This is a genomic window from Rhizobium sp. BIGb0125, assembly GCF_024810055.1.
Lineage (GTDB): Bacteria > Pseudomonadota > Alphaproteobacteria > Rhizobiales > Rhizobiaceae > Agrobacterium.
Genome location: NZ_JANUDV010000002.1, coordinates 275,199 through 289,769, shown reverse-complemented (window position 1 = coordinate 289,769; position 14,571 = coordinate 275,199). Strand labels below are relative to the sequence as shown.

The following is a 14,571-nucleotide window of genomic DNA, read 5'->3' as shown; positions in this document are numbered from 1 at the left end:
GCCTAAAAAGGCTTGGTTCGATTAATCTTTTTAAAATACCGATGCAAGCTTAAAATCATTCGGTGAATATAAAAGTGCGGGGCGGGCGGCACCTCGCACGCTGCAAATCAGATGCTCATCCGGGCTCTAGCCATTCACCCATTCCCCACCATGCAATCGACCAGTTTTTCCTTGGAGACACTGCCGACAGGTCGTCCCTGCGAGCAGACGATATTGACGACCGATGCGCCGGCCTTGGTCAGCTCCCGCAGCGACTGTTCGACAGTCAGATCTTCCGACAGTTGCAGGGAAGGGCCGACAGACCTGGTCTGCTCGGCGACCGCGCTCAGGCGGATCACGCGACCACGGTTCACCTCCTTGACGAAGGATTCAATATAGGCGTCGGCCGGGTTGAGCACGATGTCTGCCGGCGTACCCTGTTGAATAACCTCACCGTCGCGCAGGATGGCAATCTTGTCGCCCAGTCGAAGTGCCTCATCCAGATCATGGGTGATAAAGACGACAGTCTTTTTGAGTTCCTTTTGCAGTTCCAGCAGCACGCCCTGCATGTCGACGCGGATCAGCGGATCAAGCGCTGAATAGGCTTCGTCCATCAACAGGATTTCAGCATTGTGGGTCAGCGCGCGGGCGAGACCGACACGTTGCTGCATGCCACCGGACAGCTGATTGGGGTAGTGGTTGGCAAAACCTTCCAGCCCCACACGCTTGATCCAGATCTGGGCGCGTTCTTCGCGCTCTTCCTTTGCCGTCCCCTGAATTTCAAGCCCGTAGACGGTGTTCTGCAACGCGTTGCGGTGGGGCAGAAGGGCAAATTTCTGGAACACCATTGCCGTCTTGTGACGGCGAAACTCCCGCAATTCGTCCTGGCTCATGCGACAGACATCATCGCCGCCGTACAGAACTTCGCCTGCTGTTGGCTCGATAAGGCGGTTGATGTGGCGAATGAGCGTTGATTTGCCAGAGCCGGACAGGCCCATTATTACGGTAATGCCGCCGCCGGGAATGGTGATGTTGATGTCGCGCAAACCCAGGACATGGCCATGTTTCTGGTTCAGTTCGGTTTTTGTCATGCCATTGGCGACTGATTCAACAAAGTTTGCAGGCCGGGGTCCGAAAATCTTGTAAAGGTTCCGGATCTCAATCGATTGACTAGTCATGCGTAATTTCCCGGTGCTTTTGCAGGCGCAGGCCATAGGCTTGGCTGATACGGTCAAAAATGATGGCGATGCCAACAATGGCCAGCCCGTTAAAAATGCCGAGGGTAAAATACTGGTTGGCAATGGCTTTCAGCACCGGTTGCCCCAGACCCTGCACGCCAATCATCGAGGCAATCACCACCATGGCCAGTGCCATCATGATGGTCTGGTTTATGCCGGCCATGATGGTGGGCAGGGCAAGCGGCAGCTGCACGTTCTTCAGCTTCTGCCAGCCGGATGACCCAAAGGCGTCTGCGGCCTCCAGCACGTCACGGTCGACCATGCGGATGCCAAGATTGGTCAGGCGGATCATGGGCGGAATGGCGTAGATGACAACCGCAATCACCCCGGGCACACGCCCGATGCCAAGCAACATCACCACCGGGATGAGGTAGACGAAACTCGGCATGGTCTGCATGACGTCAAGCACGGGATTAACGACGTTCTGCAGCCTGTTGGAACGTGACATGGCAATGCCGATCGGCAGGCCGATGAAGATCGACACCACAGTACAGACAAGGATCATCGACACCGTCTTCATCGTATCGGCCCACATGTCGAAATAACCGATGAGGAAGAGGGTGAACACGCAGCCGATGACGATGGGCAGACTGCGGCTGGCAAGCCAGGCAATGGCGGCGATAACCACAATGATAATCGGCCACGGTGTGCCGGTCAGCAGGCGCTCTGACCAGATCAGGAAACTTTGCAGGGGACTGAACAGCGCTTCAATGTCGCTGCCATACGCCCGCGTAAATCCGCGAAATCCTTCGTCGATGCTTTTTTTGACACCGCGAAGGGTTTCGGCATCCATTGTCGGAAACTTCCAGAACCAATCCATATGAACGTCCCCATGACGATAAGGGCGATGAGAGCCAGGTTGGATCCCCCGTTTATTGTGGGTGTGTCTCCAGTCCCGGCCGCCTCGGTGTTGGAAATGCCGGTGCCTCAGGTCACCTGCGGTTTCCTATGGCTTTTAAAAATCAGAGGGATGCCTTGATCTTTTCTGCCACGTCAGGGGAAACCCATGCCGTCCACAGAGCTTCGTTATTTTTCAGGAAGTATTTTGCACCTTCTTCACCGGTTGCCTGGTTGTCGCTCATCCACGCAATCAGCTTGTTGACGGTGTCATTGGTCCAGGCGCGTTTGTTGAGGTAATCCATGACAGGACCGGCGCGGTCGGCAAAGCTCTTGGCAACAACGGTTTCAACCGTGTCTGTCTGCCAGGCATTCAGCTTCGGATCGGCGCAATCGGCAACCGATGTGCAGCGTTTCCATTCGGCTGCGTCATAGGATGTGTCGAAGTCGAGCTTGACCATCTCGTATTTGCCGAGCAGGGCGGTTGGTGCCCAGTAATAAGCGGCCACGGGCTGTTTGGCCTCATAGGCCTTGGCGATCGCGCCATCGAGGCCGGCAGCCGATCCGGTGTCGACCAGCGTAAATCCGGCCTTTTCGCCGTCATAGGCTTTAAACAACTGGGCTGTCACCACGGTGCCACCCCAACCCTGCGGACCGTTGTAGACGGCGCCCTTGCTGCTGTCTTCCGGTGCCGGGAAAAGCTGCGGGTTTTTGAACAGGTCACCCACGGTCTTTATGGTCGGGTTAGCTTCGGCCACGTATTTCGGGATCCACCAGCCCTGTACCGCACCGTCAGAGAGAATTTTGGCGGCGCTGACGAATTTCCCTTCGGAGATGCCACGGTTTACGATTTCCGGCTGCAGGCTGACCCATGCCTCGGGCGCAATGTCTGGCTGGCCCTTTTCGGCCATCGAGGTCAGTGTCGGTACGGTGTCACCAGCAACCAGTTCGGCCGTACAGCCGTAACCGGCTTCGAGAATGAGTTTGTCGACATTGGCGGCCACTTCAGCGGACTGCCAGTTCATGTTGGCAATGGTAACAGTGCCGCAATCTGCTGCGGAGGCCGTTGTTGCAAGACCGGCAAGGCTTGCGGCAAGAACGGTGGAGGCCAAAAGCATTTTCATTTTTTTTGTTCCCTCTGGTCGCGGTGTTACGTGAACCCGGGCGTCTGCGGCACCGCGTCCACAGACGTGCCTATTGAGCCTTCATTTACCAAGAGGGGGCATTCCGATTGCGTCAGATCATGCCGCATTGATGTATATTTTCAATTTTTTTGAAGTTGCAAAAACGCAAAAGCCCGGAAAACAGCCAAGCTTTCCGGGCATTCTTTTGGTTGCGAAACAGGCTGTCCGCTTGCTGGAGTTGGTGTCGCAACACGCCGAGGGGAGGCGTGTATATGGCGCCGATATTCAGCTGTTAATTCGTGTCGCTGGATCCTGAAGACGAAACTGTCTTGTCTGTCCCGCTTGCCGGCGTGTTAGCGTTGGCGTCTGGCCATGACAGGTAATAATATTTGCTGCCGACAGTGCCGAAATAGGCGTTCTCGCCAGTGGTCTTGTCGATATAGCTGCCGTCGCTTGATTTGGCGTAAGAGACATCCTCACCGCGTGTCAGACGCTCTTTCAGGAAGTCACTCCAGTTGTTGGTGGCAATGGTGGTTGCCGCACCTGACGTGGTGTCCTTGTGCTTTTCATCATCAACATCCCAGGCGGCAATCTTCTGGCCGCTGACCGGGTCGGTCACCGTTAGTGTGCCAGCCTTCAGGGCGGCGAGCATCGCATCTGCCTGCTTCTTGCCCGCGGCAGTATCGGCCATTTCTTCAAGGCTGTCTTTCAGACTGCGCATGAAGGAGGCGGTCGTGACATCAGTAGAGACGGGTGTTGGTGTGGTGTTCGGCGTCGTGTTGACGGTTGAGTCGGGGTTTTTGGTGGCCAGTGTCGTCAGCAGCCGCGTCAACGTGTCGTTGGAGGAGCTGGACGACGTGTCCAGGCCGTATTGCTGCAAAAGCGAGCTGGATGCGGAGCTGGTTGAGGTTGTAGTTTCCTCCTGCTCCTTCAGGGCTTTAAGGGCGATTTGCGTCGTCATCAGCCGGATGGATTGAATCGAAGAAACCATGAACTGCGCCTGTATGCTTCGCGGAAATGGCTTCCGCGCGGTTGTCGGACAAGCGATAGCGTTCTATCGCCTGTCCTCAAACTATAGCTACATGCATGCGCGAGGCTTGAGTGGAGGCAAGCCTTGGCTGAAATCAGTTTTCTTGAATTTTAACGCCATTTGGACCGATCTGCATCTCAATGCCTGCAGGCTTGCTTTCCTGATGCCAAACATAGGCACCAAGACCTGCAGCGAGGATCACCAGTGCGCCGATGATGAAATAAAGATTGTTGGTTCTCGTCATTCACGTCTCCCGTCATATTTTCGGGAGTGAAATGCGCAGGAATGCCAACGGGTTCCATCAGCAACACCATGTCAGCGAAAAATTATTGCCGCTGCTGCCGCTGCCATTTCAGTTCCAGCGCCATGCAGCCCCAGATGATGCCGAGCAACAGGAAGAAATGCCGCCAGTGGTCGGTGTCGATGACATTGCCAATGATCAGGTGACCGACAAAACTGACCCAGGCAATCATCAGGAAGGGCTGCCATGGACGATCCCGCAGCAGGTATCTGAAACCTTCCGCCACCGTCCAGCACATCAGGGAGACATAACTGACAAAACCGAGCCAGCCGTGAGTCGTCAGGCTTTTCAGCCAGATATTATGTTCCGCTTCCGGGAAAATGGTGGCAAACACCATGGGACCGATCCCGAGCGGATTTTCCATGGCCATCATGAAGCCAATGCGATGTCGCGCAAATCGCCCGAGATGACCGCCATCATAATCCTGCACGGCCTTTGTTCGGCTCAGGAACAGGTTGGACACCTGTTCGAACTGCAAGGCGACCATCAATGCAATAACCAGAAACACCACGGCCAGCAGTGTCAGTACCAGTATTTTAAGCCTGAAGGCGGTGGAGCGCTCTTTCAGCAACATCAGCAGAACGAGCATGACGGTTGCGATAAGAAACAAGCCCCAGGCCGCACGGGAAAACGACAGGAAAATACCAAGCGCCAGAATGAGCAGACCGAGAATCTTAAGCGGCATGCTGCTGACCCGCCCGGTCAACAGACCATAAACCAGAAACAGCGACGGCGTGACGAGAAACGGACCAAAGACGTTCGGGTCTTGGAACGCGCCCTTGGCACGGTCATAGAGCGTGAACACCTGGAAGCCCGGAATGGCATTGAAGTAACCGAGAATGCCCAGCATCGAGGTGATCAGGGCGGCAACAACCCAAGCTTTGAAAATCAGCGACAGCCGCCGGTGATCATCTTCGGTGACTGCGGCGTAAAAAACCGATGTCAGCGCCAGAAAGGTCGAGACTGCGAGATACATCGGCCCTTCGCCGAGATCCGACATGACCAGCAGGGAGAGAAAACCACCGGCATTGAACACCAGCAAAAAAGCCAACAGCACAATGACGCGTTTGGACAGGCGAAGCCCGAGCAGGAACCAGATGGCGACCTGCGCCACCATCATCAACTCGTAAGGTGCCGGTTCGGAAATAACAAAACCGGACAGGAACACGCCAAAGGCAAGCGCAAACGCGCCAATCATCCGCATGGCGGCCAATGGCGCGTTGAAATCAGGCGTATCTGTCAGGCTGACGTTGCTCAATAGGCGTTTTCCGATTTGAGCAGCCTGATCGGTGTCAGGAACAGGATCTTGAGGTCGAACATCAACGACCAGTTTTCGATGTAATGCAGATCGAAAGCGGTGCGGAACTTGATCTTGTCGCTGTTGTCGATCTCGCCGCGCCAGCCATTGATCTGCGCCCATCCGGTCACGCCGGGCTTGACCTTGTGGCGGGCAAAATAATGCTCAACCACATCGGCATATTTCAGGTCGCCGGTCTGGGCCATGACCGCATGCGGGCGAGGGCCAACCAGGGACAGGCTGCCATTCAGCACGTTGAACAGCTGCGGCAACTCGTCAATCGAGGATTTACGCAGGAAACGGCCGACAGGCGTAACGCGTGGGTCGTTCTTGGTCACTGCCTTTTTGGCTGTCGGGTCGCTCAGCTCGGTATACATCGAGCGAAATTTCCAGACATTTATCGTCTCGTTGTTAAAGCCGTGGCGTTTCTGCTTGAAGAAAACCGGACCCTTTGAAGTTGTTTTCACGGCAATGGCCGCGCCAATCATCACCGGCCACAACAACACCAGGGCAACGACGGTGAAGAACAGGTCAAAGATGCGCTTGGCAACCGAGTCCCAGTCGCGGATCGGTTTGTCGAACACATCCAGCATCGGCACATTGCCGACATGCGAATAGGAGCGCGGGCGGAAACGCAATTTGTTGGCATGTGCGGCGATACGAATATCGACGGGCAAGATCCACACCTGCTTCAACAGGGCGAGAATACGTCCCTCGGCCGAAATCGGTAACGAGATGATCAACATGTCGAGTTTGGTCAGGCGTGCAAATTCCACCAGTTCGGCGAAGGTACCAAGCTTTGGATAACCGGCAACGATATCAGGCGAACGATCGCCGGTGCGGTCGTCGAAGATACCGCAGATACGGATATCATTGTCCGGCTGCTCTTCCAGCGAGCGGATAAGGTTCTTGGCTGCATCGCCACCACCGACGATAACCGCACGACGCTCCATGACGCCATTACGGCCCCAGTGGCGGATTGCCACGCCGGTAAGGATACGTTCCAACGCAAGAAAGGCAGCGCCGGCCACAAACCACATGGCAGTTGTCAGCCACGAACTGCCACCGGTAGGATGGAAGGCGAGAAGCAGAAGCACCGTCAGCGCAAAACCGGCGGTATAGGCCATCAGAATACGCGGCATCTTCGCCATAGGCGTGCGCAGCGACGGCAACTGGTAAAGATCAAGCGCATAAAGCATCAGGCCGGTCAGACCTGCACCCGCCACCATGATCGCAAACAGGCCAAGCAGGCTGCCAACCGTGTGTTCCGAGGCCAGCATGCTGACGATGCAGCCAAGGATCACCAGTCCGGCAAATTCCAGCAATTGCAGCTGGCCGATAATGATGTTGGGGGAGTGATTGCCCGTACGCAGCTGATTGGCGACCTGTCGTGCCAACGGGTTGAGCGACACTGGTGGGCTGTCTCCATCACCAGCTGAACGACCGGCAATCTCGGACACCTTTCGGCGCAGTTCATTGATATCGAGTTGCTGGTTTTGGACGTTGCTCATGGACGCATTCCGTTTTGCATTTTGGCGCAACCATAGCGGCAACATGCTAAGAAACGTTTATGGCGACAACCAAGTCTTTAGACAGTCGTACCGTGCTGATACGACCTGTGAACGGATGGTTAGTCTCGCATCCCGTCAGGTGCGGGGCAGTAATTCCCGGTAAAGGGCAAGAATTTGTCCGGCCATTACGGGTGTGGAAAACCGCTGCCGGAATTCGGTTGCATCAGGCAAGGCTTGCTGTCGCCACTCAGGGACTTGCAAGCTGCGAACCATGGTCTGCGCCAGGCTTGTTGCATCGCCAGCCGTGACCAGCGCCGGGCTCTGTTCGCCCATGATCTCGGAAATGCCACCAACCCGTGAGGCAATCACCGGTTTGCCGGCCGCCAGTGCTTCCAGAATGATGTAGGGCAGGGATTCTGCCCGTGAGGGGACAACGACCGTATCCGCCAAAGCAAATGCCTTGCGGGCCGGCATGGATGGATGCATGACGAGCCGGTCCGACAAGCCGGCCGCCGCAATCGCGTCGCGGTACTTGTTACGCTCGGGACCATCGCCAACGATCACGCCGGTCAGGGTTTGCCCGGACAGTTTTTCCGCCTGGGTAAAGGCATCAATGAACACGTCGGGACCTTTCAGGTCACGCAACATACCGATGTAGAGAAAATGGCTGGCATTTGCGTTGAGCGGAACCGGCGCAAATTCGCTTTCCTGCACGCCATTATAGATCATCCGCGCTTGCGTGTGCGGTTTGCCGACCTTTTGTGTATAGGCGCTCTGCTCGTAATGGCAGACGAAACACAGCGCATCGGTAAAGCGCTCTAAAAGGCGCTCCACATTAAAGAACACCTGACCGCGCAGGGATTTGCGGTCATAGTGCAGGCTGCCCCCATGGGGCGAATAGAGGCGGGCTACGCGATACCTGTTCACCCGCAGGGCTGAGCCGATGAGACGGGCGAGAACGCCGCCTTTGGCGCTATGGCCATGGATTACATCTGGCTGCAAACTTTTGATATGTTGATAGGCTTTCCAAAGAGCGCCCAGGTCGGATGGGCCGACCGAACGTCCGATGGGCAAACGGATAAGCCCCAGCGACAGCATGGGCTTGATCTGTTCAAACAGTTTTTCCTCGTGCTCGCCACCCGTTGAACTGTCGCACAGAATGCCAACCTCATGTCCCAGCTTTACATGCTCTTCCACAAGGTCACGAACGTGCCGGAATACACCACCGACCGGTGAGCGAAAACAATGCAGAATGCGGAGAGGTTTTTCTGTGGTCATGTTACCGTTACTGGCAATCAGAAGAAGCGTTCACGGACATACACAGTGTCACCAGCGAGGATTGGTCCCGAGATATTGATGCGACCCGTCACGATTTCCCCGTTGATCTTGCGGGTTACATCCACATCGCGCTGGTTGGCGCGGGTGGAGAAGCCGCCGGCAATAGCGATAGCATTTTGCACGGTCATGCCAGGCACATAGGAATATTGCCCCGGACGACCGACTTCACCCATGATGAAGATTGCCCGGTAACGGTCGATTTCGATCGTCACATCCGGGTCACGCAGATAGCCCTGTCGCAGTTTCTGGGCGATGGCGCCTTCAAGCTGCGGCAACGTCTGGCCACGGGCAGGAACCGGGCCAATGAGAGGGAAGGCGATGTAACCAGCCTGATCCACCGTATAGCTGTTGCTCAGACCGGTCTGCTCGAAAACAGTAATCCGCAGTCTGTCGCCACTATCCAGCCGGTAGGGTTGGATGGTCGCTTCGTGAAAGGCTTTCGGAGCGGGCTGGTACGCCGAACAGCCGGACAGTGCCGCAGCAAAGGCGGTCACAACGATAATGGCGGTACGGTTCAGGGCGCAGGACATTCGCGCTTGGGCTCCACAAAGCGGCAATTAAAGATGTTATCGATCTGTTAGGGTTAACGCCGAGTAAATGACGCGAAAAAAGTATGAAACTCCGCCTTTGAGATCGCGAAAGGCGGTTAACGGTTGGGTTACCATAAAGTCCTAAAATTACGGCAACAGGAATGTAATGGACGGGCGCGCGCGTCGTGCAGCCGTTTCGTCCAGCCTGCCCTTGAGGGGTCACGATGCAGGAGTTCGCATGTCAGCGACAGGCCGTAATGATAAAGACGTGGATATCGACCTGGCGCGGCTGGTGCTTGCCATCTGGGAGAGGCGGGGAAAAATTGCAGCCGTGACATTGATCGCTGGCGGCGTGGCTTTTGCTGCGTCCAGTGTCATGTCGCCGGTCTATCGCAGCGAGGCCCGTGTCCTCATCGAAACCCGTGCAGCATCATTCGGCAATGCCGACCCGAACGGTACTGGCTCCCAGCAGGTGCTGGACGATCTGAATATCTCCAGCCAGACGCAGCTTCTGCAATCGGTCGACCTGATCAAGCAGGTTGCTCGCAACATGAAGCTTTACGAGCTGCCTGAATTCGACCCCGGTGCCAGCCCGTCAATGGTGTCGCGCCTGCTGGTCATGATCGGCATGAAAAAGAACCCGCTGGAAGTGGCTCCGGAAGAACGGGTCATTTCCGCTTTCCGGGAAAAGCTGCAGGTTTATCGCGCTGAGACGTCACGCGTTATCGCCGTGGAGTTTTCCTCCAAGGACCCGGTGCTGGCCGCTGCCATCCCTAACGAAATTCTTAAAGTCTACCAGTCGCTGCAGACTGACGCCAAACTCGATGCAAATTCCGAGGCCGCACGCTGGCTTGAGCCGGAAATTGCCAGCCTGCGCGAAAAGGTACGCGAAGCCGATAAGAAGGTGGCGGATTACCGTGCTTCCTCCGATCTGTTGACCGTCGGTGAAAACACCACCTTTGCAACACGACAGCTCGGTGACATCTCGACCGAACTGGCACGTGTTCGCGGCGAAAAGGCCAATGCCGAGGCGCGTGCTGAAAATGTGCGCAATGCACTGTCCTCCGGCCGCCCGACCGACACGCTGCCTGACATTATCGGTTCGCAGATGATCCAGCGTCTCAAGGAAACCGAATCCGGTATCCAGTCGCAGATCTCCGATCTATCGACCACCATGCTCGACGGTCATCCGCGCATCAAGGCACTGCGCGCGCAGCTTGGAGGCATCCGCAGCCAGATTGAAACCGAAACCCGCAAGGTCTTGGCAAGCCTGGAAAATGAAGCGAATGTATCCCGCCTGCGGGAGCGCCAACTGGTGCAGCAGCTCAATACGCTAAAGGCAGACGGTGCACGTGCTGGTGAAGATTCTGTTGGCCTCAATGACCTCGAGCGTGATGCGACGGCACAGCGCCAGTTGCTTGAAACCTATCTGGCCCGTTACCGTGAGGCGACCTCGCGTACTACCAGCACAGATTCCAGCCCGGCTGATGCCCGCGTCATCTCTGCTGCCATCGAGCCGCGCGAACCGTATTTCCCCAAGGTTGGACCGATTGTCATCGTTGTCTCGCTCGTTGCCTTGCTGTTGTCCTGCGTTGTCGTGATGTTGATCGAGTTGTTCACCGGACGTGCCTTGCGGCCGGTCGGTGCATCCAGGCAAGAAGAACTGGAAACGGAGGCCACCGTCGTTGAGGCTGTTTCCGTACCGGTTGCCGTCGTGGACGTGCCTGCCGACCGCATCCAGGTGGCAAGTGATGAGGCGTTGGCCGCAGAAATGGAAGAAACACTCGACCTGACTGAGACGCCGGAAACGCTCGAAGTGCTTGAGGCGAACGAGGTGGATAATGACGCGGTCGAGGAGGCCGAGCAGTCTGGTCTTGAAACATTCTCCATCGCAATGATCGCAGAATATCTCGCCATGAAGGGCGTCGGCCCGGTTGCAACCGTCGTATCGCCGGCTGGCGATGCCGGCTCCACTGCAACCGTCATGCTGGCGCGCGCCGTGTCGGAAAGCGGCAGAACGGTGGTGCTGGTCGACATGACGGCGTCAGCTTGTCCGACCCGCCTGATGGCGCCGTCCTCCAATCTGCCTGGCATTACCGATCTGCTAGCTGGTGAAGTCAATTTTGCCGAAACCATTCACAATGACCGCCTGTCCAGCGCCCATATCGTGCCGCAGGGCAAGACGCCGGCGCATGAGGCCATGCGGGTCATCGACCGTCTGACGATGGTGGTAAGCGCTTTGGCTGACGTGTACGACACGGTGCTGATCGAATGCGGTGCGGTTGATGTGGTACGGGCGGCTGGAATTCTGAAAAACCTCTCCACCGACATCATCGTTTCGGCGCCACAGCCGGACGAGGAAAGCCTGTCGGGTGTCATGCAGACCTTGGCTGATGATGGCCATTCCCGCGTGCTGATCATGTCCGGCATGAACAGCCAGCGTCATCCGCAGGATGGCAGCCGTACGGCGGCGTGATGGCCGCCGTCTGGTCTCAGTCGCTTTCCGGTTCCGGTTTTGCGGTGTCCTTCTTGGCCCGCAGGGACTGGATGAAGCCGTAGAGTTTGGGATGCGCCTTGATAAAGCTTTTGAGCGAGGCAAGCGCGCGGTAGCCAATGGCCGGCAGATACCCCCGCACAGATAGGGCACGGAAGATGTCATGTTGCACGGTTTCGACTGTGCACCAGCTTCTTTTGTAAAGCTGGTCGCCAATGCCGAAGTCGAAGATCGCGGCACCCTCGGCACAACTTTTCTCGATCATCAGCCAGAACAACAATTCGCCAGGGCTGGCATCGGCTGCCAGGTGTTGGTGGATCGAGCCAAACTGACAGATCACATGATCGCCCTTGCGCGACAGCCCAGCTAATGCAGCCACTGCGTTATTGGAACCGGGCAGGCGAATGGCATGGAGTTCCAGCGGCACATTCTCAAGGTGATAGGGTGTGTCGACAAGACTGTGGAAAAAGCTCTTGATCGCCTTGTCCTGGAAGACGTCAGGAATTTTCTGTGCCGCGAAACGTTCTGCCTTTTGCTGGAAAAACGTGTCCAGCAGGGCATGTTGTTCCTGGCGATCACGCGTCAGGTAATAGTCGTAGCCACCAATCTCGTTCAGACGCTTGGTCTGCACGCGGTACTTTTTGCGACGGCGCTTGGCATTGACCTGGGCCAGCGTATCTTCAAAACGTGGCAAAAGCGGCAGCTGAAATGACCGGTTCTGGTTTTCGCTGGTCGCCAGCGCCGAGAGCGGATGCCGCCGTCCACGCCAGGTAAGCGGAATATTCTGCAAGGCCAACACATCGACGCGGTCGGATAATTGGCGGCGTATTTCGCTCAGGATAAGCTGTGCATCTTCAGGCTTGGCCGTCTGCGCATAAGCATCGTCGAACAGTCCGGTATTGATATTGTTGAAATTGCCGCCCGGGAAACGCGCCACACGAAACGGGCCCTTGCTGCGAATTTCAAGCGGGATGAGAAACACCGTCTGGCCGGACACTTGACCACGAATGACCACAACCGGCGTGCCCATGGCCTTGGACCATGCCGCGCACCACCAGTAACTCTGGTGGACGGAGTTGAGTGGGGAGTGCTCCAGACGTTGCCAGTCTGCCTCGACCGCCGCCATGTCGGAGACAACATCAACCGACAGCGGACCGGAAACCGCGTGCACAACGGCATGTTCAAAAGCCTTCTGGCTTTCTGCTTCCGGCAGGTCTGGCTGTATTGCTCTCATCAACAACTCCGCAACATCTGCCGCAAAATAGCAGCAAGCCGTGCAACAAAGAGTTTATCGGCCAAGATGCGAGCTGAAACTTGTAAGTGCAGTTAGCACAAGGTTACTGGCCGGGTTTGCGGCCCGCCATCCACTTTATCAGCGCCATGGCTGGCAGTACCCACAACAGGCCAGTGCCGATGAAATAGAGCAAATGAACCCACCAGGGCGATTCCGCCAGATTGGCCGCTGCATAGGACGTCGCCAGAATGGCATAGACAATCACCATGATGATGATGACGATGGTGCCGATGAACGAACGCAGACGAGTGGGCATGAGTTTCTCATTGTGTTGACGTGTTTGTGGGTCCGCGACGGCTTGCCGCAAACATGCAGGGCTTGTTTTGCCTTAACGGTTGGGGCAAATCAACGTCATAGCTTTCTGCAGGACCATGAAAATGACATGTCCTGCCTTATGAAACTGTCCTGCCTTGGCCTGATACAGGTCAAGGGTACCGGCCTTCTTTGACGGGGTGAGAAACCCCTGTGGAGTTGAGAATATGAGCCTGAATACCGCAGCATTGGCTGGGAACCCTTCTGAGGCTGCAATAGAGCAGACACTTGTAAAGCAGGATCGTAATCGCCGCGTGCTGCGCATCTGGCTTGGTTTTGTTATTTTTACCCTGTTTTGCCTTGTGCTGGTGGGTGGCGCAACGCGCCTGACCGAATCTGGCCTTTCGATTACCGAATGGAAACCGATCCACGGTGCCATTCCGCCGCTTTCGGTGGAAGAGTGGCAGGAAGAGTTCGATCTCTACAAGCGCATTCCGCAATACCAGGAAGTCAACAAGGGCATGAGCCTTGATGAGTTCAAAACGATTTTCTGGTGGGAATGGGCACATCGCCTGCTGGCGCGGGGCATCGGTATCATCTTTGCACTGCCACTGGCGTTTTTCTGGATCACCGGCCGCGTGGAAAAGCGTATCCGTCTGCCGCTGGTCGGCCTTTTGGCGCTGGGCGGCTTTCAGGGCTTCATCGGCTGGTGGATGGTTTCATCCGGTCTCGTCAACCGCACTGACGTGTCGCAGTACCGCCTTGCCACCCACTTGACCATCGCCTGTCTTATCTTTGCTGGCTGTATGTGGATCATGCGCGGTCTTTCGCATCATTCGCAGGATGCGGTGGGTGAAAGAAAGGGGCGCACCTTTGCAGCCGTGCTGTTCTGCCTCTGTCTGTTCCAGATCTATCTCGGTGCACTGGTGGCCGGTCTCAATGCGGGTCTGTCCTATAATACCTGGCCACTGATGGACGGTGCGGTCATCCCGGGTGATCTTTTCGTTCAGCAGCCCTGGTGGATCAATCTGTTTGAAAACCCCAAGACCGTGCAGTTCATCCACCGTCTAGGCGCCTATACACTGTTTGCAGCAGCGCTTTGGAACATGGTCAGGCTGTGCCGTGACATCCCGGGATCGCCGCATGCCCGGCGATCTGTGCTGCTGTTCGTGCTGATCCTGATCCAGGCGATGCTCGGCATCATCACGCTGCTGATGCATGTCGATATCCATGTCGCGCTGGCCCATCAGGGCATGGCATTGGTTGTTCTTGGATTTGCCACCGCCCACTGGCGCGGGTTTATCGGCGAATATTCCGCGCCGGTAGCCGTCGAGGTGCGTGACTGA

The 14,571-nt window shown here is 56.4% G+C and carries 13 protein-coding genes; 2 read left to right on the top strand and 11 right to left on the bottom strand.

Annotation, left to right across the window (positions count from 1 at the left end; genetic code table 11):
• Positions 1–134: 134 nt before the first annotated feature.
• The 9 genes from M2418_RS05395 to M2418_RS05355 form a co-directional block, all read right to left on the bottom strand.
• A complete protein-coding gene (locus M2418_RS05395) occupies positions 135–1,157 on the bottom strand; it encodes a glycine betaine/L-proline ABC transporter ATP-binding protein (RefSeq protein WP_259145306.1) in 1,023 nt (340 codons plus the stop codon).
• On the bottom strand, positions 1,150–2,037 hold the full coding sequence (locus M2418_RS05390; protein WP_259145304.1) for a proline/glycine betaine ABC transporter permease: 888 nt from the start codon (positions 2,035–2,037) through the stop codon (positions 1,150–1,152). Before M2418_RS05390 ends, M2418_RS05395 begins: the two co-directional genes overlap by 8 nt.
• 142 nt (positions 2,038–2,179) lie before the next feature.
• Positions 2,180–3,178 (bottom strand): ABC transporter substrate-binding protein, encoded by a 999-nt coding sequence (locus tag M2418_RS05385; protein WP_259145303.1) that lies wholly within the window; start codon positions 3,176–3,178, stop codon positions 2,180–2,182.
• 292 nt (positions 3,179–3,470) lie between these two features.
• Positions 3,471–4,169 (bottom strand): hypothetical protein, encoded by a 699-nt coding sequence (locus M2418_RS05380; RefSeq protein WP_259145300.1) that lies wholly within the window; start codon positions 4,167–4,169, stop codon positions 3,471–3,473.
• Positions 4,170–4,302: 133 nt separating this feature from the next.
• Entirely contained in the window at positions 4,303–4,452 is a 150-nt protein-coding gene (locus tag M2418_RS05375; RefSeq protein WP_192487523.1) for a hypothetical protein, read from the bottom strand.
• 82 nt (positions 4,453–4,534) lie between these two features.
• On the bottom strand, positions 4,535–5,713 hold the full coding sequence (locus M2418_RS05370) for an O-antigen ligase (RefSeq protein ID WP_259145890.1): 1,179 nt from the start codon (positions 5,711–5,713) through the stop codon (positions 4,535–4,537).
• Positions 5,714–5,763: 50 nt separating this feature from the next.
• Positions 5,764–7,317, bottom strand: a complete 1,554-nt coding sequence (locus tag M2418_RS05365; protein ID WP_259145295.1) for an undecaprenyl-phosphate glucose phosphotransferase — start codon at positions 7,315–7,317, stop codon at positions 5,764–5,766.
• Positions 7,318–7,452: 135 nt separating this feature from the next.
• Positions 7,453–8,595, bottom strand: a complete 1,143-nt coding sequence (locus M2418_RS05360; protein ID WP_259145291.1) for a glycosyltransferase family 4 protein — start codon at positions 8,593–8,595, stop codon at positions 7,453–7,455.
• A gap of 17 nt (positions 8,596–8,612) precedes the next feature.
• Positions 8,613–9,185, bottom strand: coding sequence for a polysaccharide biosynthesis/export family protein (locus tag M2418_RS05355; RefSeq protein ID WP_259145289.1), 573 nt, complete (start codon positions 9,183–9,185; stop codon positions 8,613–8,615).
• A gap of 238 nt (positions 9,186–9,423) precedes the next feature.
• Here M2418_RS05355 and M2418_RS05350 point away from each other — a divergent pair, with 238 nt between their 5' ends.
• Entirely contained in the window at positions 9,424–11,661 is a 2,238-nt protein-coding gene (locus tag M2418_RS05350) for an exopolysaccharide transport family protein (RefSeq protein ID WP_259145288.1), read from the top strand.
• Between the two features lie 16 nt (positions 11,662–11,677).
• Here the strand turns inward: M2418_RS05350 and M2418_RS05345 are convergent, their stop codons facing one another.
• Both M2418_RS05345 and M2418_RS05340 read right to left on the bottom strand, forming a co-directional pair.
• A complete protein-coding gene (locus M2418_RS05345; RefSeq protein WP_259145287.1) occupies positions 11,678–12,913 on the bottom strand; it encodes a GNAT family N-acetyltransferase in 1,236 nt (411 codons plus the stop codon).
• Between the two features lie 103 nt (positions 12,914–13,016).
• Positions 13,017–13,229 (bottom strand): DUF2842 domain-containing protein, encoded by a 213-nt coding sequence (locus M2418_RS05340; RefSeq protein WP_192487529.1) that lies wholly within the window; start codon positions 13,227–13,229, stop codon positions 13,017–13,019.
• 223 nt (positions 13,230–13,452) lie between these two features.
• On the opposite strand from M2418_RS05340, the gene M2418_RS05335 reads away from it, so the two are divergent.
• Positions 13,453–14,571 (top strand): COX15/CtaA family protein, encoded by a 1,119-nt coding sequence (locus M2418_RS05335; protein ID WP_259145286.1) that lies wholly within the window; start codon positions 13,453–13,455, stop codon positions 14,569–14,571.

Bases quoted from the DNA above. Each gene is read 5' to 3' on its own strand.
- M2418_RS05395 (WP_259145306.1), bottom strand. From the start codon at position 1,157: ATGACTAGTCAATCGATTGAGATCCGGAACCTTTACAAGATTTTCGGA.
- M2418_RS05390 (WP_259145304.1), bottom strand. From the start codon at position 2,037: ATGGATTGGTTCTGGAAGTTTCCGACAATGGATGCCGAAACCCTTCGC.
- M2418_RS05385 (WP_259145303.1), bottom strand. From the start codon at position 3,178: ATGAAAATGCTTTTGGCCTCCACCGTTCTTGCCGCAAGCCTTGCCGGT.
- M2418_RS05380 (WP_259145300.1), bottom strand. From the start codon at position 4,169: ATGGTTTCTTCGATTCAATCCATCCGGCTGATGACGACGCAAATCGCC.
- M2418_RS05375 (WP_192487523.1), bottom strand. From the start codon at position 4,452: ATGACGAGAACCAACAATCTTTATTTCATCATCGGCGCACTGGTGATC.
- M2418_RS05370 (WP_259145890.1), bottom strand. From the start codon at position 5,713: ATGCGGATGATTGGCGCGTTTGCGCTTGCCTTTGGCGTGTTCCTGTCC.
- M2418_RS05365 (WP_259145295.1), bottom strand. From the start codon at position 7,317: ATGAGCAACGTCCAAAACCAGCAACTCGATATCAATGAACTGCGCCGA.
- M2418_RS05360 (WP_259145291.1), bottom strand. From the start codon at position 8,595: ATGACCACAGAAAAACCTCTCCGCATTCTGCATTGTTTTCGCTCACCG.
- M2418_RS05355 (WP_259145289.1), bottom strand. From the start codon at position 9,185: ATGTCCTGCGCCCTGAACCGTACCGCCATTATCGTTGTGACCGCCTTT.
- M2418_RS05350 (WP_259145288.1), top strand. From the start codon at position 9,424: ATGTCAGCGACAGGCCGTAATGATAAAGACGTGGATATCGACCTGGCG.
- M2418_RS05345 (WP_259145287.1), bottom strand. From the start codon at position 12,913: ATGAGAGCAATACAGCCAGACCTGCCGGAAGCAGAAAGCCAGAAGGCT.
- M2418_RS05340 (WP_192487529.1), bottom strand. From the start codon at position 13,229: ATGCCCACTCGTCTGCGTTCGTTCATCGGCACCATCGTCATCATCATC.
- M2418_RS05335 (WP_259145286.1), top strand. From the start codon at position 13,453: ATGAGCCTGAATACCGCAGCATTGGCTGGGAACCCTTCTGAGGCTGCA.